The organism is Haloferax sp. DFSO52 (assembly GCF_048158745.1).
Taxonomy (GTDB): Archaea; Halobacteriota; Halobacteria; order Halobacteriales; family Haloferacaceae; genus Haloferax.
This window is the reverse complement of sequence record NZ_JBLOPB010000002.1, coordinates 850,565-870,388: the sequence shown is the minus strand read 5'-3', so window position 1 is coordinate 870,388 and position 19,824 is coordinate 850,565. Positions and strand designations below refer to the sequence as shown.

The following is a 19,824-nucleotide window of genomic DNA, read 5'->3' as shown; positions in this document are numbered from 1 at the left end:
CGGCGGGAATCGTAGCACGTCCCATGAACGACCTCGAACCGGTCGCCGACATCGAGGAAGCGCTCCGTGGGAACGGTATCAGTGTCGAATCGCTCTCGGTCGACGAGACGGTGTCCGTGACCTATCTCACGGCGTTCCCCGATGTCGAACCCGACCACGGCGAAGTCGGGCGAGCGGTCACAGCCTTCCTCGAACTCGCAGAGGGTGACTGGACACCACAGACCGTCGAAGCGACGATTCTCCGGAGTGAAGACGACGTTCAGGCGACGTGGCGACTCGAAGACGACTGGGTCGAGGCGTACAACAAGTACGCCCTCGACGACGAGGACCTCTCTGAGCGCGTCCTCGCCACCCTCTACGAGGAGGATGCGCCGTGAGCGCGTGGCGTCACCGTGGTGAGCTGCCGGCAGCCCGTGGCCCCCGTCGGCCTTCACACTTCGACTACTCCCGTGTCAGTCTCACGTTCACGAGCGACGGCACGGACTGCGCTGGGTGGCTCTACCGACCGGACGGCGTCGAGTCGCCACCAGTCGTCGTGATGGCCGGTGAACTCGCCGCAGACCGCCGATTCGGTCTGCGAACCTACGCCGAACGATTGGCCGAAGCGGGCTACGCCGCGTTCCTCTTCGATTATCGCAACACGGGCGACTCAGACGGCGAACCGCGAAATCTCGTCGACCCAGAGCGGCAGGTTGCCGACTGGCACGCAGCGGTCGAAGGCGTCCGAGAAATCCCGGAAATCGACGAGCGGCGCATCGTCCTCTGGGGCGCTGGGCTCTCTGGTGGGTACGCCCTCCGGGTCGCTGCCGAAGACCGGCACGTCGCAGGTGTGGTCGCACAGAACCCGATGCTCGACGGGAGTGCAGTGTTTGGTGGACGAGGCGTTCGTGGGACGCTCAGCGCACTCGTTGCAGGTGTTCGTGACAAAGGTCAGTCGCGTCTGCTCGGCCCGTATCGCGTCCCTGTCGTCGGCGACGGCGTCTCGATGTCTGTCTTCGAAGACCCATCTGTTCGGGTCGCCTACCGAGAACTCGTCTCACCGGGGAGTGCGTGGCGCGACGAGACGCCGGCGCGAGTGTTCCTCTCGATGTTCCGGTATCACGCGCTCTCCGACCCCGACGCCATCACCTGTCCTGCACTCCTCGTCGCTGGGACCCGTGACGAACTGTCACCTGCGGATGACGTTGCTGCCCTCGCCGACGAACTCACCAACGCGACGCTCGTCGAACTCCCGACAGCCCACTTCGACCACTACGATAGCGCCTTCGAACAGACGTTTGGGCATCTACTCTCGTTCTTACAGACCGTTCGGGAGTAGAGCTGACAGAGAGTTGAATATTCGCGGGAAGCATTATATCAGTTGACGCCGATGATAGCTCGACTATGTCTGCCGTACACCGTCTCGTCACGCTGTTTCTCGTCGTCGCACTCGTCGTAACCTCGACAGGACCAGCGCTCGCCCAGGAATCCCAAACCTCCAGCGACGAGATGAAGGCACTCCTCGACGAGGGTGTCGCACTGTACAACGAAAACGTCGACCAGCTAGACGTCTCGTTCGCCGAAAGTTTCATCGCCGGCAAGACGGTGAACGTCTACATCGAAGATGGCGACGAGACCCACGTGTTCTCCGCTGTCGTCGAAGACGACATGCAAATCGCCGACGTGAAGACGGGCCCGAACCCGGACGCCTCGATCCGCATCACCACCGACTACGACACGCTCGAATCGATTTCCTCGTCGTCGGACCCCCTGGGTGTGGTCGAACAGGCAATCCGCGACGACAGAATCCGCGTCACGGGTGAGAAGGGCAACTTGGTCGACCAGACCATCTGGACCCTCGCCAACATCATCAAGGGACTGCTCTTCTGACCGGGTGAACCTCCCGAATTTCATCGTTTTCCGGACCCTGTCACTCCCCGGAGTCGACCGTTGGGTCCGTAACCGACTTTAGCCCCACAGTCATTTCTCCGGCAATGACGAACACGCGCACCGTCGAACTCGAAGGCCACATCATCGACTCCGGGATGATGCAACAGGCCTTCGGTATCGTGATGGACCTCGGGGGAGAGTTCGACGTCGAGCAGTTCGACGTCGGGAAGCAGAAGGACAAAACGTCGTACTGTCGAATGTCTGTCTCGGCGGACGACGAGAAGAAACTTCAGGAGATTCTCCACGAACTCCACCAGATCGGGGCGAACCTCACCGACCCAGTGGACGCGCACGTCGTGCCATCGCCCGCAGACCGAGTGGTTCCAGTCGGATTCTACTCGACGACCAACCACCCGACCGACGTCCGCTACAACGGCCAGTGGCTTTCGGTCGAAAATATCGAGATGGACTGCGCCATCGTTGTCGAGCCTGGCGGCTCGACAAGCAACCAGAACTCGACGAGTTCTGGTGACGTTGTCGACCCGGACGCCGAAGACGGCCCTCGTGCGTACACGAAAGTCCTCAACAGCGTCACGGAAGGAGACCTCATCGTCACCGACGAAGCGGGTATCCGTGTCAAACCACCGGAGCGACCACGTGACTCGTCCGGTCCCTTCGGGTTCATGCAAGGCGGCGTCTCTTCGGAGCGCCCCTCGGAGTCGCTCATCGGTGAAGTCGCCGATGAAATCCGAGAGACGAAAGAAGCCGGTGGGAACGTTCTCGTCGTCGCTGGCCCGGCGCTCATCCACGCTGGTGGTGGCGACGCCCTCGCAACACTCGTTCGCGAAGGCTACATCGATATGATTTCGGCCGGCAACGGCTTTGCGACGCACGACATCGAACGCGGCCTCTACGGAACCTCTCTCGGGATGGATATGGAGACGATGGAACACCCCCGGAAGGGCCACAAACACCACATCTACACCATCAGCGAAATCATCCGAGCGGGTGGCATCGCAGAAGCCGTCGAACAGGGACTCATCAAAGAAGGCGTGATGTACGAGTGCGTGAAAAACGACGTTCCGTACGTCCTCGCAGGCTCAATTCGCGATGATGGTCCACTTCCCGACACCATCACCGACACCATCGAAGCACAAAATGCCATCCGCGAGCAGGCACACCAGGCGGACATGGTGCTCATGCTCTCGACGCTTCTCCACTCTGTCGCCGTCGGCAACTGCCTGCCCTCGTCGGCGAAGACTGTCTGTGTGGACATCAACCCCGCAACCGTCACGCAACTGCTCGACCGTGGGTCGTCACAAGCAATCGGGATGGTGACGGACATCGGGACGTTCGTTCCGACGCTGGCAGAGAAAGTGCTCGGCGAGGCAGACGAGTAGCGGTCGTCGGGGCACGAACAGATAGTCTCGACGCGGAGACAGTCCGAGCCACCACCATATTATACCCATCCCATCCATGGGTGGTGTATGAACGCATTGTGGAAGACCCTCCTCGTTGCACTGCTGGTCCTCGTGGCCGGGTGTTCGGGTGGGGTGGGTGGCGAAGACACACCGACTGCGACGACGACGGGCGGTGGAGATGACGCGACTGCAACCGCCACTGCGACGGCGACTGCCACCGACGGCAGTTCTGATGGGTCGAACAGCGCCAAACAGGCCTCGTTCGACTTCAACCAATCGTGGGACAAGCAGTTCCGTGCCGGCCAGTACTACCGATACGAAGTCGAGTCGCCGAACCTCGAAGAGACGGCGACGTACGAGTGGGAAGTCGTCTCCATCACCGAGACCAACGTCACCATTCAGACGACGGTGAAGACTGACGAGATGACGAACACACAGACCGTAACAGCGTCACGAGACGACCTGTACGGTGAACTCTCCGGGAGTCCCGCCGGGTCGATCGCGACCGTCGGATTCAACTCTCCGTACTACAGCGGCGTCGATGGCGAGACGCTCGAAGTCGGCGACGGCTGGGAAGTCTCCGGGACGAACGGGAACGTGAGTTTCGAAGTCGTGAGCACCTCCAACTACGCCGGCCTGCAGTGTGCTGACTTCGTCGTCGAGATGAACGGCAGCGTCTTCTGGCAGAGCTGCGTCTCCCCAGAGAGTCCACTGCCGGGGTACATGGCGTTCTACGAGGAGGAAGGTGACGACGAACCGGCGTTCGAAATGACGCTCGTCGAGTACCGACCCGGAAACTGAGCGACTGTCTCAGTACACTTTCTCTAACGGAACGACGGACATCGGGATGTTCGAACGCAAGAGCACGTCCTGTGCAGTGCTTCCGAAGACGATTTTCGAGGTCGGATTGCGCTTCCTGACGCCGATGATGATTTCGTCAGCACCGTGTTCGTCGGCACATTCGAGGATGTCTTTTGCCGGGTCGTTGCCGCGGATAAACTGGTGTGTCTCGACGGTGACGAAATCACCGAGTCGGGAGGTGACGACGTTCAACGCGTCGTCGCCGTCGCGAACGTCGTCGCTATCTGTGCTGTCGCCGCCGACGTGAGAGTTGACGACGTGAACGATGTCGCCAGTTTCGATACGTCGCGAGAGATAGTCACAGAGTTCGGCACTGGTGTGTACCGAGTTCGTGCCCATAACGTACGTTGCCATATCTCATAACCCTCTGCCGTCCTATAAAAATCCACGCTTCAGTCAGTCGGATTACACCATATTCAGCATCGCGTTCACGTCACTGACCGTCTTCGGTGTTCCGTGTGTGTCATCTGCGTGATGCTGAATGATTTCGATACTCTCGGCTTCGTTCTCAGATGTGACACTGCACCCACACGAGCACGTCGCTTCAGTATCTTCGTCAGTGCACCGAAATCACGCACATTGCGGCGAAATACGGTATGGACAGTTCCACAGAGAGTCTCGAACGAGGACTATTCAAGGACAAAACATTTACCGAATCCCAAATGTCAATCGACTATGGAAAGGAACGCCCTCCTCGCTGGCGGGGCCGTCGGCGTCCTCATCGTCGCGGCAGTCACCGCCGTCCTCGTCCCCGGTGTCCTCGCGGACCCGACGGACGAGGGACCGATTCGGCCCGGACCGGTCGACGTCCAGGACGTCTCCATCACCGCCGGTCAGGCAACCGGGGAGACGGTCACACTCGGTATCGAGACGCAAATCGACCATCGCGGAAATCCGACTCAGAACGTGAGCGTACTCGTTCGTGCTGTCGACGCCGAGTCTGGACTACTGACGAAGACAGAACGCGTCGACGTGGGGAACCTCTCCCGCGATGGTGAGACGACTGCGGCGACGAATCTCACCGTCCCACGCGAAGGCGGATACGACATCGAAGTCGTCCTCTATCGCGAGGCAGAACGCGTCGACCAGGCGAGACGGAGTGTCAGCGGCGTCTCGGCCATCAAACCGCCGTACCTCCAGTCGACCACCTCGTTTACCGACTCCGAGGCGCTTCCACCCGTCTCGTTCTCTATCGAGGATGCCGGCGAGAACCGAACGACGCTCGACCTGACGGCGACGCTCACCAACACCGGCGACGAACCCGCCGAAGACCTCTCGGTGACGTTCGTCCTCCGGCAGGCCGAGTCGAACATCGTCGCGTCGCGGACGACAGTCGACGCCGGCAGTATCGCCGCCGGCCGAACCGAATCCGTGGACGCGACGGCCACTGTACCGGACGGCTACAACTACTACATCGATGCCGTGCTCATGCGGGATGGTGTCGTCATCGACACCGCCCGTGGCGCGGCCAACCTGAACCCAACGAGGACGATTAGCGTGAACGAAACCACAGAAGAAGTCGAACTGCGCGTCGAAGACTTCGAAGACGACAACGGCGCAACGCCCGACGACTACGACCCTGAACGAACGCAATCTGAATCCGCTGCACCCGGATTCGGTGTCGTCGTCGCACTCGTGGCGCTCCTTGCGACTGCCTTCGTCGCCCGGAGGTGGCGACAATGAGCGAAGAGACGCCGACCAAGTCGGGGACGAAGAAGTCCGCACAGACGCAGACTGCCCCCGACCCTGACGAGGACCCGACCGACCGCGAGAACCGCGAATTCAGCGCGCGCGTCCGTCGGTATCTGGACTACGCGGTCCTCGCAGGACTGCTGTTGCTCGCGCTCATCGCGGCCTTGCAGTTCTACCTCAACGCCTCGCAGACCATCTCGACGTGGGTGAACCCCGAGTTCCGTGCGCCGTTCCAGGCGGCGTTCAACCTCGTGTTGCTCCTCGGCGCGGCACTCGGTATCTCCATCCAGCTTCGACGGTTGACGAAGAACTGACGACGCAGTCGGTGACCAACTGAACCCGATTTTTAGTTCGACCAACAGTTTTCACGTCGGCGTTCGTGTGTCCGGTATGAACTTCCTCTTCGTCTCCATCGACGGACTCATCGGAGACCTCGCGTGGCGCGTTCGAAACGAAGGCCACGACGTGCGATACTGCATCGAAAACGAAGACGAACGCGAGATTACCGACGGATTCGTCGAGAAAGTCGTCGACTGGGAGGAACACACTGAGTGGGCCGACACGGTCGTCTTCGACGACGTGTTCGGACAAGGAACGCACGCAGAAGAACTGCGAGCGGAGGGCGTCGCCGTCGTCGGCGGAACCGCCTACACCGACCGTCTCGAAGAAGACCGGAACTTCGGCCAACGGGAACTGAAAGACGCTGGCATCGACGTCCTCCCGCACAAGGAGTTCACCGACTTCGACGCCGCAGTCGAGTGGATTCGGGAGAACCCAGACGCCTACGTCATCAAACCGAGTGGAAACGTCCAGAACGTCAAGCGCCTCGTCTTCGTCGGCGAAGAAGACGACGGGTCAGACGTGATTCGCATCCTCAAGTCCTACCAGCGGTCGTGGGGCGACAAGATTGAGCGATTCGAGATACAGCGCCGTGCAGACGGTGTGGAAGTCGCCGTCGGCGCGTTCTTCAACGGCGAAGAGTTCGTCGGCCCGGTCTGTATCAACTTCGAGCACAAGCGACTGTTCCCCGGCAACGTCGGTCCATCGACTGGCGAGATGGGAACGAGCATGACGTGGACCGGGAAGAACGACATCTACCGACGGACCCTCGAACCACTCGAATCCACGCTCGCCGACGAAGGCTACGTCGGCTACATGGACCTCAACTGTATCGTCAACCACGACGGTGTCTACCCACTCGAATTCACCCCGCGATTCGGCTATCCGACCATCTTTCTCATGGAAGAGGCGATGGAGACACCGATCTCGAGGGTGTTCGCCGACATCGCTCGCGGTGACGACCCCGGCATCGAAGTCAGCGCAGGGTTCCAGGTCGGTGTCCGTGTCTGCCTCCCGCCGTTCCCCTTTACTGACCCACAGACGTTCTCCGAGTTCGCGTCGAACGCCCCAATCGGGTTCGAGTCCAAGCCGCCGAGCGAGTGGACAGAGCGCCATCTCCTCGAAAACGCCCCTGAGGGCGTCCACATCGAGGACGTGAAGTGCACGAACGACCAGTGGCGCGTCGCTGGCACGTCGGGTGTCGTCATGACCGTCACCGGGATGGGAGAGACGATGGTCGAAGCGCGCGAGGTGGCGTACCGCCGGGTCGACGACGTGTTGCTTCCGAACATGTACTACCGCGACGATATCGGCGAGCGCTGGGTCGAAGGCGAAGGCGACAAGCTACACACGTGGGGCTATCTCAGAGACTGAACCAGTCGAGCGTTAGCCGACGAGAATCCACGCCCCGAAGACGGCAGCGCCACCGACGACGGTACTGACCGCGGCGTGGAGTCGGAGTCTGTCGAGCACCGCGTGTGCGTGGTCGTCTTCGACAGACAGCAAGTCGTGAATCTCGCTGCCGATTTCACACCGCGGAAGGAAGTCCATCGCCACGTGGAGGAAGACACCTGAGGCGAATCCAAAGACGATACCACGGAACGCGCCGGTTGCAGGGAGCGACACGGCGCTCGAAACGATGGCGGCGATTCCCAGTCCTGCCGCTGGCAAGAGGAGCGGATAGACGGATTCCCCCTTTCCCGAGAGCCGGCGGGCGGCGGCGTATCCTGCAGGCCCTTTGTGTGAGACGATGGCGAGACCGAGGCCGACGCCAACGTCGATGTTTCCGTAGACGATACCGATGATTGCACCAGCAGAGATGGCGTGCGCAGAGAGTTCCGTCACGGTGCGGTCCATCGGCAAGTCCATGTGTGCAAACCGATGGCCGACGGTGTGCGCACCGAACCCAGCGAGGATACCGAAGGCGATGCCGAATCCGCCGAACTGCGGGTGGTGGCCGATTGCCTGCGGGACGAGAAAGACGGCAGCACTCGTCACCATCGCACCGCTAGCGAGACCGTACCCCCAGACGAGGCCCTCGGCGTGTTCGGTACGAGAGCGGGCACCAATGGGTGCAGCGAACGCCATCGCCGCGAAGGCGGCCCACGAGACGACGAGAAGTTTCCACGCCTGTGTGGCCACCGCGTACGCCGAGAGCGTGACGAGGACGACGACGCTCCCGACGCCGATGGCTGTCGAGCGATTCATGTTGTGAACGAATTGGTTCGGATTAATAAGACGCCCGGTTCGGACAGCACCGACGACACGGTGGGTGGACGCGACTGTCGCTCAGCGAGTTGCCTTCTTCCACGCCGAGAGGCCGACGACGTCCCCATCGAGCGTCGTCGGGTCGGCGTCGGTTGCTGCCCAGACGAACAGGTCGGAAACCTCGTCTGGGTCACGTCCCTGTCCCTCGGTCAGGTCGGTGGCGACGAGGCCAGGGTCTATCACGCAGACTGTTTGGTCACAGTCGACGGCGAACTGTCTCACGAGCGCTTCTGCGGCCGATTTCGAGACGGCGTACGCACCCATCCCTGCCGTTGCGTCGCGGGCGACAGACCCCGACGGGACCAGAATCCGCGCGTCGGTGGCCATGTGCGGGTGCGCCTCTTTGATCGCCGTGAAGACGCCGCGAGCGTTCGTTCTGAGCGTATCGTCGAAGGCGGCGTAGGTCTCTTCGGCTATCGGCATCGCTCCGGGCGTGCCGTGGGAGATTCCGGCGTTGGCGACGAGCACGTCGATTTCTCCGCCTGCGCGGGCGGCCATCTCCATCAATCGCTCCATGTCGAACTCGTCGCGCACGTCGGCGCGAATCCCACTGACGTTCCCGCCGGCGGTTTCGATGTCGTCGACGACGGTCTGGAGGGCCTCGTCGTCACGGGCGCAGACGACGACGGTCGCCCCTGCGGTGCCGAACGCTCGCGCGACTGCGGCACCGATACCCGAACTCGCACCTGTGACCACGACGGTGGTGTCGTTCATGGGCGTCGTAAGGACGGACCGGGCCTAAAGATGTCTGCCGGGAAACGTACAGAAACGGGAGGTTCGACCCCCGAGAGACGGGCGGTACTGGCCGATTTGGTCAGTCGATTTATGGTCTCTAGGTTCTTACACGAGACCATGAATTCTGTCTCGGACCTCGACTCTCTCGCTGGAGAGTCCGTCGTCGTCATCGGCGGCGGATTCGGTGGTCTCTCGACGGCGTGTTATCTCGCTCACGCCGGCGCGGACGTGACGGTGCTAGAGAAGAACGAACAGCTGGGTGGCCGGGCCAGTACGCTCGAAGTCGACGGATTCCGCTTCGATATGGGTCCATCGTGGTATCTGATGCCCGACGTGTTCGAGCGCTTCTTCGCGTACTTCGGCAAGCAGCCGTCGGACTACTACGAACTGGAGCGGCTGGACCCCCACTATCGCATCTTCTTCAAAGATGGCGACCAGGTCGACCTCGTCTCCGACATCGAGACGAACAAGGCACTCTTCGAGTCGTACGAACCCGGTGCGGGCGAGAAGTTCGACGACTACCTTCGTAAATCCGAGCGCAACTACCGCATCGGGATGGAACACTTCGTCTACACCGACCGGACGAAACTCAGGGACTTCATCGACTTCGACGTGTTCAAAAACGCGTGGGGGCTGTCGCTCATCGGGTCGATGCAGGACCACGTCGAGAAATACTTCGACCACCCCAAACTCCAGCAGATTATGCAGTACACGCTGGTGTTCCTCGGTGGCGCACCGAACAACACGCCGGCGCTCTACAACCTCATGAGTCACGTCGACTTCAACATGGGCGTCTACTACCCCGACGGCGGGCTGAAAGCCGTCGTCGACGCGATGGTCGAACTCGGCGAAGAACTCGGCGTCGAGTACCACACGGACTCACCCGTCACCGAAATCGCAGGGCGACGCGGTGGATTCGCCGTCCGAACCGAAGACGGCCGAGAGTTCCTCTGTGACCAGGTCGTCAGCGACGCCGACTACGCCCACACCGAACAGGAACTGCTTCCTCCCCAGAAGCGCCAGTACGACGCCGACTACTGGGAGTCGCGGACCTACGCACCTTCGGCGTATCTCCTCTACCTCGGTGTCGAAGGTGACGTGGACGAACTCGCTCACCACACGCTCGTCCTCCCAACCGAGTGGGACGACCACTTCGAACACATCTTCGACGACCCGGCGTGGCCCGACGACCCGGCGTACTACCTCTGTGTTCCGTCGAAGACCGACGACACGGTCGCTCCTGAGGGCCACAGCAACCTCTTCGCACTCGTTCCCATCGCCGCCGGCCTCGAAGACACACCAGAGATTCGCGACTCGTACCGTGACTTGCTCCTCGACGACATCGCGGCGAACACCGGTGTGGACCTTCGGGACCGCATCGTCTTCGAAGAGACGTTCTGTGTGAACGACTTCGCAGACCGGTACAACAGCACGAAAGGGACCGCTCTCGGCCTCGCACACACACTCACTCAGACTTCGCTCCTTCGCCCACCGCACGCTTCGAAGAAGGTAGACGGCCTCTACTTCACGGGGTCGTTCACGACGCCCGGTATCGGCGTCCCGATGTGTCTCATCAGCGGCCAACTCACCGTCGAAGAGATGGCCGAAGACGCTCGATGACCACCGACATGGCGACGACGCAGTCGAACGGCGGGTTCAGAGACCGACTCGAATACTTGTTCGTCCTCTCGCGCCCACGATTCTGGCTCTATCTGGCCGGACCAGTCCTCGTCGGTGTCGCCGCCGCCGCGACTGACCTCGCGGACCTGTACTCAGTCGAAGCCCTCGTCTTGTTCGCGTACTTCCTCGTCCCGGCGAACGTGTTTCTCTACGGCGTCAACGACGTGTTCGACGTCGACGTCGACGAAGCCAATCCCAAGAAAGACGAGAGAGAAGCACGCTGGCGCGGCGACCCGGTAAACCTCGCTGTCGTCGTCGGGAGCGGCGTCCTCGGACTCGGTCTGTTCGCACTCACGCCACAGGTTGCGTGGCCGTGGCTGGTCGCACACTTCTTCCTCGCTATCGAGTACAGCGCCCCACCGTTCCGGTTCAAGACGACGCCGTTTCTCGACTCGATTTCGAACGGCCTGTACATCCTCCCCGGCGTGGCCGCCTACGCGACGATTGCAGGGGTGAATCCACCGGCGCTCGCCATCGCAGGCGCGTGGTTCTGGACGATGGGGATGCACACGTTCTCCGCGATACCCGACATCGAACCCGACCGTGCGGCCGGGATTCGAACGACTGCGACACTGCTCGGAGCGCGGTGGACCTACGCCTACTGCGCGGTGACGTGGGGACTCGCCGCCGTCGCGTTCGCCCTCGTCGACGTGCGTCTCGGTGCCCTCTTGGCAGCGTATCCGGTCGTCGTCATCGGCATCGCGCTCTCGGACGTCGATGTCGACGACGCCTACTGGTGGTATCCGCTGTTGAACACCATCGTCGGCATGCTCATCACCTTCGGGGCACTCTGGAGTGTCGTGAATGGCTGATCTGCGAACGACCCTTCCTCGGACGCGCCGGGAAGTCGAACTCGCGCTCGATGAACTCGTGCGCGACAACCGGTTTACTATCTCCGTGTTCTTCCCCCTGAACGGTGCGGTCCTCCTCGTCGGGAGCGCCATGGGATGGGTGCCAGAACCGCTCGCGTTCAACGCGTTTCTCATCCTCTTCGGGACGCTGGTGATGCGGTCGCCGCTCATCGTCGGTCTCCTCCCCCTCGTGACCCGTCGGGCCGCCATCGCCGTCGGCGCACTCACCGCGTACGCCTACGCCATCGAGTACACCGGCATCACGACTGGGTGGCCCTACGGGTGGTTCACGTACGGCGTGGACCTCGGTCCAACCGTCGCGGGCGTCCCGCTCGGCCTCCCCGTGTTCTTCATCCCACTCGTGATGAACGCCTACCTGCTGTGTCTCCTCTTGCTGGGTGACCGCGCTCGCAACACCATCGTCCGTCTCGTCGTCGTCATCGCAACCGTCCTTGCGATGGACGTGGTGTTAGACCCCGGAGCGGTCGCACTGGGGTTCTGGGAGTACTACCGATTCGGCGACGATGCCATCCTCTTCTACGGCGTCCCGCTGTCGAACTACGCTGGGTGGGTCATCAGCGCCACCATCGCCGTCGTCCTCCTCGACTGGGGGTTCGACCGCGAAGCACTCCTCTCTCGACTCGCCGGCACCGAGTTCATGCTCGACGACCTGGTGAGTTTCGTCATCCTCTGGGGCGGCATCAACGCGTGGTTCGGCAACTGGGTTCCCTTCATCGTCGCCGGTCTCTTCGGCGTTGGACTCCTTCGAACCGACCGCTTCGACTCCAGTTTGCTCAAGATTCCGCGTGGGTTCCCCTGGCAGTCCTGAGTTAGCAGTAGAGAGCAGAAACACGGGGCTGCAGGGCGCTGGTGAAACCCTCAGTTACTGACGGTTCGTCGAGGCCGTGCTGAAAACGGAGGCGTATCGTGCAGATAGTCGGAGCTGATGCGTCAAGTTACCCGTCCAATTGTTCGTCCCGAGATTCGTATATCACTGTCAATTTGCCGGGGGTTGGCCTTCGCGTGGCGTTTAGAATCGTCTCGAACTGTTCTAACATCTCTGTCGAATCGCTCGACCCCTTTCGAAGCGTCCGTGATTCCTCCCGAAGCGAGTCGTACATGCGCTCCATCAGTCGTTCGACGGCGTGCGCGTCTGTCTTCGAATCGACCTCGAATACAGCCGTATATTCGTCCATATATCTTCTAGTTTCATCCCCATGATAACAATTGTTTCCGAAGCATCGTGGGGGGTATCCATGGGAGCCGTTGGTCCCGTTGACACCACCGCTGTACAGAGGTCATCGCTGTGCTGTCTGCATCCTCTCTACGCAGTACGCGACATCAATCAAATTCTACGGATTTCAACAGACCCGACGAGAGAAGACGAACGCGAACTTACTCGGAATCCCAGCGATTCAGCGAGCGAAGCCACCCGGAGACGCGACTCTGGCTTGGCGAGTTCCGGGCGGGTGTCGAACCGGGGCCGAAGTCGGCGTCGAATCCCTCGTCTTCGGGGTATGGAACGACGCTGACGGCTTTGAACACCGCCACTGGGTCGCGCCAGATTGCCCAGTACGCCGACGACTTCACGAGCAGGGTGACCTTTCGCGCGAAACTCAACTCGGGCGTGGTCGAGAGCGTGTCGTAGCCGAGTTTTCGAATCGAGCGATGGTGGTCGGCGTAGAGGACCGCAGCCAGCAACACGGGAAACTGGCAGTCTGCAGGAAGATGCTCGATGCCGGCGACACCGTCACGGTACAGCGCCTCCGTCCGGCGGAGTTCGTCCTGCATCACGGCGGCGACGCGCTGGTCGAACTTCAGGTCGAGAATCTGCTGTCGGTCGACGTTGTGGCGGTCGAGCGAGGTCTCTGGGAGATACACCCGGTCACGTTCGACCACGTCTTCGCCAACGTCACGGAGGAAGTTCGACATCTGGAACGCCTGCCCGAGCGCCGTCGCGTGCGGAAGCGCCGTCTCCGGGTCGTCAGGGCGCATCACGTCGGTCATCATCCGACCGACAGCCGACGCCGACCCGTCCATGTACGTCTCTAACTCCTCGTAGGTCTCGTAGTGGTCTTTCTCGATGTCGGCGGCCATCGCGTCGATGAAGACGTTCACGTCGTCGGGGTCGATATCGTACCGCTCTCGGAGTTCGGCGAACGCTGACAGCACCGGGTCGTCCGTCTCGATGTCCCCGAGCGCTTCGGCACGGAGTCGTTCGAGTCGTTCCCGCTGTTGGGCTGGTGGGGCAGTCTCTTCGGCATCGACGACTTCGTCGGCAACGCGGAAGAACGCGTAGAGCACGTAGGTGGCGTGCCGCACGCGTTCTGGCAGCAGTCGCGTCGCGAAGTAGAACGTCTTGCCAGTTCGCTGTTGTATCTCCTTTCCGGCTTCGACCTGTGATTCGTTTACCATCGTTTCGTATTCGCGTGACCGTCTTACCTCTCGTGAGTGAGAAAAGGGCCGGAGGGCCGCAAGTGGTCTCACTCGTTTAGTAGGCCGCTGTCGACATAACATTTCCCTCGATGGTGCAAATCACCACGAAATCCGATGACGTTGCAGTGACAACGTGCTGATGGGCTCATGTCAGGTATCGCTACCAGAACGTGTCGCTACAGTCGTAGACGACACCATGTTCAGGGCAGATGTATTTGCAGTGACGGTGGTTCATCGACGCCCCACAGAAGGGACACGGGCGACCCCTCGGGGATTCGATTGTACACGCTTCTCCACTGGGGTCGTCCATACGAGATTTGCAAGGACTGGACTAACATATTGTTTTCTGCCAAAGTCGGCACCTCCTGCCGGTTCGCGGTCGGTGTTCCGAATCACACGCTGCACTCCTATTGTGAAGATACCCTCGCAGCTGGTGTTGTGCGAAGATGTCCACGCAGCTGGTGTTGTGCGAAGATGTCCACGCAGCTGGTGTTGTGCGAAGATGTCCACGCAGCTGGTTCTCAAGTCGAAGCGCACTACCCAGGACGGTGCGCCTCAGACGCCAGTCTGTGTTTCTTGAAGCTGGGTGGTGCCTCGCGTCGTCATGGCAGCGACCAGCGCAACGCCAGCCAATGCGACGGCCGCGACGCCCATCAGTGGACGGTAGCCAACGGCAGTGGCTGCAGCGGCGAACACCACGGGACCGGTTGCCCGGCCGAGGAACGTCGTGCTATTGCGCAGTCCCAGCAGGCCGGCGCGGTACTCCTGGGTAACCCGGTTGCTGACCGCTGCATCGACCGCGGGCATACTGAGGCCGAGGCCCGCACCGAACAGCAACACCGAGACCATCACGAGTACCGGTGACGGAGCGACGTACACGCCCGCCAGTGCGAGCGCGTAACAGACGAATCCGAGCGTGATAATCCGCCCATTAGACAGCGTCTTTGCCAATCGCCCGTTCGCACTGGCAGCACCGATCGCGCCTGCTTCTGCGACCATCAGAACCAGCCCGATGTAGAGCGGGCCGACGCCGTAGACCGCTGTCAACAAGAACGGGAGCGCGGTCACGAGGGCCCCGAACAGGAAGAACTCCGTGATAAACGCCGTCGTGAGGAGCGCGCCCATCCCGAGTGTGAGTGCGGATATCGCTCCGCTGAGGTACCCTGCGGTTTGCCCGGAACTAGTCGAGGCATCGTCGCTCTCTTCACTGGGTTTCTTGACGGTCTCGTCGAGTGCCACGTAGGCGAACAGTGCCACCGGGAACCCGAACGCGTAGGCGATGAAGGGCGCGTTCCACGCGACCGTCGCGAGCGCCCCGCCGAGGACGGGAAACACCGCCGCACCCAACGAGAGAATTGCGATGTTGGCTCCGAGGACGGCGTTTCGTTGGACGCCTTCGAACACGTCGCCGATGACGGTGACTGTCGTGACGAAAAGCGCCGCGGCGGCGGTTCCCTGAATCGCTCGTAACCCGAGTAATACGAGGTAGTTCGGTGCGAAGTAACAGGCCAACCCAGCGACGCTAAAGACCAGTAAGGCGGGGATGAGTACTCGCTTTCTTCCGATTCGGTCGGCGAGGAGGCCGACGAACGGAGAGACGACGATGCCGACGATGAAGTACGCGCTGACGAGCAGACTCGCTTCGGCGTCGGTGAGAACGAACACGTCGCGAATCACAGGAAGGGCCGGTGCGACCAGCGGCACGCCCAACGGTGCGAGGAGCGTACTCGCGAGAACGACCTGTACAGTCGGATTCTGCCAGGGAACAGCACCCGTCTTGGACCGTCGGAAAGACGGAATCTTCATCCTCACACCGTCCTGCCCGCGATGTTGGACCCACCACACCCACCGTATGTGACGAACGCGTGCTGTCGTTCAGCCATGCACACCTAGACGCCGTCTCTGAGATTAAACGCATCTTTGCGACCGTCCAGCGTGTGGCTCGTGGTGTTCTGCTCCCGGGGAGACGAACTGACCCCAGATTTGGTACTGAAGTGGAACAACCCTCATGTAGGCTCCACTCCGAGAATTACTGTCGACGTGTCGTATCAGACCAGTGTGAATATAACGACGTCCGACGAATGAGTACGCAGAGCAGTCGATGGATAAGGCGCTTTGGTATCTACTCACGGCGACACGGGGCGGTGAAAACCGCGTCAGAATCATCCGTGTGCTGTCGGAGCAACCACTGAATGCAAACCGCCTCGCCGACGAACTCGACGTCGGATACAAGACCATCAGACACCACCTCGACGTCCTCGAATCGCACAACGTCGTCGAGGCCGGTGGGGACAAGTACGGACAACTGTACTTCCTGACCGACCAGTTCGAACACTCACGCGACACGTTCGAAGAGATCGCAAAACACCTCGATTGAATCATGTCAATGGGCACCCAAATCATGGCAGCCAGCGTCCTCTCGGGCGTGAATATCGTCTTCCTCACGGCGTTGACCGCCGTGTGGATACGCAATTACCGGACGTTCCGCACGTCCCTCGTCCTCGGCTTGCTGGCGTTCGCCGTCGTGATGCTCGTCGAAAACGCGTTCGCACTGTACTTCCTGTTCACCATGCAGAGTCTCTACTCCGGCGACCCGCACGTCCAACAGGCAGTGTTGGTCCTCCGCGGCCTCCAACTCCTCGCGCTCACGTTCTTGACCTACGTCACGATGCGCTGACCTACGTCACGATGCGCTGACCTACGCCACGATGCGCTGAAGCAACAGACAACCAAACGTCACGATGCGCTTAATCAGCAGACAGTCACGCCCTCGTTGCAAAATTTGGTACTAATTTGGAAAAATCAACATCAAGTCATCTCACGTCTGGGTCTCTGTGGAACTACCCACACGTGAGAGACGATGACCGACAACCAATTTTCGACGACACGACGAACCGTCCTTGGACTAACCGGTGCTGGTGCGCTTACAGCACTCGCCGGGTGCCTCGGTGGAGTGACTGTCCCGGCACAAGCAGACGGCAACGGTAACGGAACTCAGTCTGCCCGCACCTACCGCGTGACCGTGGCGAACCTCACCTCCGGCCAGCCGTTCACCCCGCCTGTCGTGGTTGCCCACCAACCCAGTGTGGAACTGTTCTCGGTCGGTGACCCCGCGAGCGAGGCCATCAAAGAACTCGCCGAGAACGGGAACCTCGCCCCACTCGGTGAGCTAGCCGAGAGTCTGACCGAGGTTCGCGGCGCTGCCATCGCCGAGACCCCACTCGTTCCAGGCGACCTCCCTGCGAGCGATATGTTCCCCTCCTGGACTACACTCGAACTCCAGACCGACGCAAGCGGGGCGTTCCTCTCTTTCGTGAGCATGCTCATCGGGACGAACGACGGGTTCACCGGCCTCGACACAGTCCCCCTCCCGGACCAGGTGAACGAATCACGGTCGTACTTCGCGGCCAGTTTCGACGCCGGAACTGAGGAGAACACCGAAGATTACGCCGACATGGTGCCGCCTGCACAGGCCCTCTACGGCATCGACTCCGACAAAGAAGGCACGGGGATGAGCAATCCTGACCTCGCCGAAGACGGCGTCATCACGCCGCACGGCGGTATCGTCGGTGACGGTGACCTCGACCCTGCTGTCTACGGATGGGACGACCCAGTCGCGCTGGTCCACGTCGAGCGGATGGCCTGACCCTGAAACACGACTCGCCCCAAAGCCTGCGACAGCCTGTGCTGTGACGCATCGCCCCTCACATTCGTCGCCCCTCGTTCATTCTGCCACGATTCAGTTGTCCTCCTCGTTCTCTCTGTTGCTACGCAGGTGTGGCCCCGCGTTACCTTTTGAACCTTCGCCCAGACCTGACTTCGTTGACCAACAGTAATGTGCAACGTTGGCCATCGAAGAACGCTTTTTGTAGATGGGATGAATCATCACGGACATCCATGTCAGACGGAGATTTCGAGGGCTACGGTGGCCGGTACGTCCCCGACGTGCTCGACGACTCACTCGACCAGCTCGCAGGCGCATACGACGAAATTTCGAACACCGAATCGTTCCAGGCCGAATTTCGCGGCCTCCTCGCAGAGTTCGCGGGGCGGCCCACACCGCTGTACCACGCCCGGAACCTCAGCGACCGATACGGCGCAGACATCTATCTGAAGCGCGAGGACCTGCTCCACGGCGGCGCGCACAAAATCAACAACGCACTCGGGCAGGCGTTGCTGGCAGAGAAAGCCGGGAAAAAACGCCTCATCGCCGAGACCGGCGCTGGCCAACACGGGACGGCGACGGCGATGGTTGGCGCGCTCTTCGGCCTCGACACAGAGATTTACATGGGGAAGAAAGACGCCGACCGGCAGCGTATGAACGTCTTCCGGATGCGCCTCATGGGCGCAGAGGTGAACGAAGTGACTCGCGGCAACTCCGGACTCGCCGACGCTGTGGATGCGGCCTTAGAGGACTTCGCACAGAACATCGACGACACCCACTACCTGGTCGGGAGCGTCGTCGGCCCCGACCCCTTCCCGCGGATGGTTCGTGACTTCCAGAGCGTCATCGGCGAAGAGGCACGCGAACAGTTCCTCGAACGGACCGGAGAACTCCCAGACGCTGCCGTCGCGTGTGTCGGCGGTGGGTCGAACGCAATCGGCCTGTTCCACGCGTTCCGTGACGATGATGTCGCATTCTACGGTGCTGAAGGCGGTGGCGAAGGGTCGTCGAGCAAGCGACACGCCGCCCCGCTGGCGAAGGGGAAAGACGACGTTATCCACGGGATGCGAACGCGCGTCATCGACGAGGATGTCGAAGTCCACTCGGTCTCTGCCGGCCTCGACTACCCCGGCGTCGGCCCCGAACACGCCATGTTCCGAGCGCTCGGCCGCGCAGAGTACACCGGCGTCACCGACGACGAAGCACTCGCTGCGTTCCGCGAACTGAGCGAAACCGAGGGCATCATCCCGGCGCTTGAATCCAGTCACGCCGTGGCGCGAGCCATTCAACTGGCCGAAGACGGCGACCACGACACCATCCTCGTCAACCTCTCCGGTCGTGGTGACAAAGACATGGAGACTGCGTCTAAAAAGTTCGACCTCTAACCGACGAGAGACCCGTTCGTCGCGGTGAGTGCGCTCACTATGGCTCGTGTGTATTGTCGAACGGACCGAGTCGAAAACCGGTGACCCACCCGGACCAATCCCGTTAAAGAGAACTGTACGATGCCGGGGACTGAGAACATCGCACGGTGTGTCTTCCGCGTTCTGCTGTCGGAGTATGGTAACTGCTCTGGTGGAGTGTGTTTGTGGGGGGAGTCTGGCCGACAGACTGTCGAGTCAGACGAGAGGACCTCCAACAACAGCATATACCACATGGTTATCAGAGTAGTAAAAGGTATTGGCAGAAAACAGCCACGTTGAGTCGAGATACCGGAGTTCAGAGATTCTCTCTGGTCGGAATTAAAATGTTGAAGACGGCTCCCAACGCGCCGGGCCCGTCACCTCTGTGACGACGACGAAACGAATCTCTGGTCGCGTGATATCTCACAAAATCGAGTAGTGCCCGGGGTGGGCTCCGAACCCACGATCTCCGCATGTCCCAGGTGCGAAGCCGGCATGACTTCGCGAGGGGCGGAGGCTTCCAAGGCGTTCCGCACCGATTGTGAAACCCTATGAGTGCGGCGCTATGTCCAGCTAAGCCACCCGGGCTCATCTTCGGGTTGCAT

The 19,824-nt window shown here is 61.1% G+C and carries 22 protein-coding genes and 1 tRNA gene; 15 read left to right on the top strand and 8 right to left on the bottom strand.

What is annotated here, in order from left to right; all coding sequences use genetic code 11:
• Positions 1-23: 23 nt before the first annotated feature.
• The 5 genes from ACK3SC_RS13950 to ACK3SC_RS13930 all read left to right on the top strand — a co-directional run bounded on the left by ACK3SC_RS13950 (position 24) and on the right by ACK3SC_RS13930 (position 4,091).
• Entirely contained in the window at positions 24-377 is a 354-nt protein-coding gene (locus ACK3SC_RS13950) for a hypothetical protein (protein WP_416840792.1), read from the top strand.
• The gene (locus ACK3SC_RS13945) at positions 374-1,318 is read left to right on the top strand and encodes an alpha/beta hydrolase (RefSeq protein WP_416840791.1); all 945 of its coding nucleotides are present in this window, start codon (positions 374-376) and stop codon (positions 1,316-1,318) included. The genes ACK3SC_RS13950 and ACK3SC_RS13945 overlap by 4 nt, the downstream gene beginning before the upstream one ends.
• Positions 1,319-1,383: 65 nt before the next feature.
• Entirely contained in the window at positions 1,384-1,869 is a 486-nt protein-coding gene (locus tag ACK3SC_RS13940) for a hypothetical protein (RefSeq protein WP_416840790.1), read from the top strand.
• A gap of 104 nt (positions 1,870-1,973) precedes the next feature.
• Complete coding sequence (locus tag ACK3SC_RS13935; RefSeq protein WP_416840789.1) at positions 1,974-3,269, top strand: TIGR00300 family protein; 1,296 nt, start codon at positions 1,974-1,976, stop codon at positions 3,267-3,269.
• 87 nt (positions 3,270-3,356) lie between these two features.
• Complete coding sequence (locus ACK3SC_RS13930; RefSeq protein WP_416840788.1) at positions 3,357-4,091, top strand: hypothetical protein; 735 nt, start codon at positions 3,357-3,359, stop codon at positions 4,089-4,091.
• 9 nt (positions 4,092-4,100) lie between these two features.
• Here ACK3SC_RS13930 and ACK3SC_RS13925 read toward each other — a convergent pair whose 3' ends face one another.
• Complete coding sequence (locus ACK3SC_RS13925; RefSeq protein ID WP_416840787.1) at positions 4,101-4,505, bottom strand: universal stress protein; 405 nt, start codon at positions 4,503-4,505, stop codon at positions 4,101-4,103.
• A 321-nt stretch (positions 4,506-4,826) separates the two neighbouring features.
• Between ACK3SC_RS13925 and ACK3SC_RS13920 the strand changes: the two genes are divergently transcribed.
• From ACK3SC_RS13920 to ACK3SC_RS13910, 3 genes are all read left to right on the top strand, one after another.
• Positions 4,827-5,834, top strand: coding sequence for a PGF-CTERM sorting domain-containing protein (locus ACK3SC_RS13920; protein ID WP_416840786.1), 1,008 nt, complete (start codon positions 4,827-4,829; stop codon positions 5,832-5,834).
• Entirely contained in the window at positions 5,831-6,157 is a 327-nt protein-coding gene (locus ACK3SC_RS13915) for a hypothetical protein (protein WP_416840785.1), read from the top strand. The genes ACK3SC_RS13920 and ACK3SC_RS13915 overlap by 4 nt, the downstream gene beginning before the upstream one ends.
• A gap of 76 nt (positions 6,158-6,233) precedes the next feature.
• Entirely contained in the window at positions 6,234-7,556 is a 1,323-nt protein-coding gene (locus ACK3SC_RS13910) for a phosphoribosylglycinamide synthetase C domain-containing protein (RefSeq protein ID WP_416840784.1), read from the top strand.
• Positions 7,557-7,568: 12 nt separating this feature from the next.
• On the opposite strand, the gene ACK3SC_RS13905 is transcribed toward ACK3SC_RS13910, so the two are convergent.
• Entirely contained in the window at positions 7,569-8,390 is an 822-nt protein-coding gene (locus ACK3SC_RS13905; RefSeq protein ID WP_416840783.1) for a ZIP family metal transporter, read from the bottom strand.
• Positions 8,391-8,471: 81 nt separating this feature from the next.
• Positions 8,472-9,164 carry an SDR family NAD(P)-dependent oxidoreductase gene (locus ACK3SC_RS13900; RefSeq protein ID WP_416840782.1) on the bottom strand — a complete coding sequence of 231 codons (693 nt, stop codon included), beginning with the start codon at positions 9,162-9,164 and terminating at the stop codon, positions 8,472-8,474.
• Positions 9,165-9,302: 138 nt separating this feature from the next.
• Between ACK3SC_RS13900 and ACK3SC_RS13895 the strand changes: the two genes are divergently transcribed.
• The 3 genes from ACK3SC_RS13895 to cruF are packed head-to-tail and all read left to right on the top strand — an operon-like array spanning position 9,303 to position 12,545.
• Complete coding sequence (locus tag ACK3SC_RS13895; RefSeq protein WP_416840781.1) at positions 9,303-10,805, top strand: phytoene desaturase family protein; 1,503 nt, start codon at positions 9,303-9,305, stop codon at positions 10,803-10,805.
• A complete protein-coding gene (locus tag ACK3SC_RS13890) occupies positions 10,802-11,677 on the top strand; it encodes a prenyltransferase (RefSeq protein WP_416840780.1) in 876 nt (291 codons plus the stop codon). The genes ACK3SC_RS13895 and ACK3SC_RS13890 overlap by 4 nt, the downstream gene beginning before the upstream one ends.
• A complete protein-coding gene (gene cruF / locus ACK3SC_RS13885) occupies positions 11,670-12,545 on the top strand; it encodes a bisanhydrobacterioruberin hydratase (protein ID WP_416840779.1) in 876 nt (291 codons plus the stop codon). Before ACK3SC_RS13890 ends, cruF begins: the two co-directional genes overlap by 8 nt.
• A gap of 127 nt (positions 12,546-12,672) precedes the next feature.
• On the opposite strand, the gene ACK3SC_RS13880 is transcribed toward cruF, so the two are convergent.
• From ACK3SC_RS13880 to ACK3SC_RS13865, 4 genes are all read right to left on the bottom strand, one after another.
• On the bottom strand, positions 12,673-12,912 hold the full coding sequence (locus tag ACK3SC_RS13880; protein WP_416840778.1) for a hypothetical protein: 240 nt from the start codon (positions 12,910-12,912) through the stop codon (positions 12,673-12,675).
• Between the two features lie 199 nt (positions 12,913-13,111).
• Positions 13,112-14,131 carry a phytoene/squalene synthase family protein gene (locus ACK3SC_RS13875; protein WP_416840777.1) on the bottom strand — a complete coding sequence of 340 codons (1,020 nt, stop codon included), beginning with the start codon at positions 14,129-14,131 and terminating at the stop codon, positions 13,112-13,114.
• Between the two features lie 181 nt (positions 14,132-14,312).
• Complete coding sequence (locus ACK3SC_RS13870) at positions 14,313-14,462, bottom strand: HVO_2523 family zinc finger protein (protein ID WP_416840776.1); 150 nt, start codon at positions 14,460-14,462, stop codon at positions 14,313-14,315.
• Between the two features lie 245 nt (positions 14,463-14,707).
• Positions 14,708-15,958 (bottom strand): MFS transporter, encoded by a 1,251-nt coding sequence (locus ACK3SC_RS13865; protein ID WP_416840775.1) that lies wholly within the window; start codon positions 15,956-15,958, stop codon positions 14,708-14,710.
• Positions 15,959-16,253: 295 nt separating this feature from the next.
• Here ACK3SC_RS13865 and ACK3SC_RS13860 point away from each other — a divergent pair, with 295 nt between their 5' ends.
• The 4 genes from ACK3SC_RS13860 to trpB all read left to right on the top strand — a co-directional run bounded on the left by ACK3SC_RS13860 (position 16,254) and on the right by trpB (position 19,201).
• Positions 16,254-16,529, top strand: coding sequence for an ArsR/SmtB family transcription factor (locus ACK3SC_RS13860; protein WP_416840774.1), 276 nt, complete (start codon positions 16,254-16,256; stop codon positions 16,527-16,529).
• 9 nt (positions 16,530-16,538) lie between these two features.
• The gene (locus tag ACK3SC_RS13855; protein ID WP_416841230.1) at positions 16,539-16,829 is read left to right on the top strand and encodes a hypothetical protein; all 291 of its coding nucleotides are present in this window, start codon (positions 16,539-16,541) and stop codon (positions 16,827-16,829) included.
• A 183-nt stretch (positions 16,830-17,012) separates the two neighbouring features.
• The gene (locus tag ACK3SC_RS13850) at positions 17,013-17,798 is read left to right on the top strand and encodes a spondin domain-containing protein (RefSeq protein WP_416840773.1); all 786 of its coding nucleotides are present in this window, start codon (positions 17,013-17,015) and stop codon (positions 17,796-17,798) included.
• Positions 17,799-18,049: 251 nt separating this feature from the next.
• Positions 18,050-19,201: a tryptophan synthase subunit beta gene (gene trpB, locus ACK3SC_RS13845; protein ID WP_416840772.1), complete on the top strand. Its 1,152-nt coding sequence runs from the start codon at positions 18,050-18,052 to the stop codon at positions 19,199-19,201.
• Between the two features lie 457 nt (positions 19,202-19,658).
• Here the strand turns inward: trpB and ACK3SC_RS13840 are convergent.
• A tRNA-Met gene (locus ACK3SC_RS13840) sits at positions 19,659-19,807 on the bottom strand.
• Between the last annotated feature and the right edge of the window lie 17 nt (positions 19,808-19,824).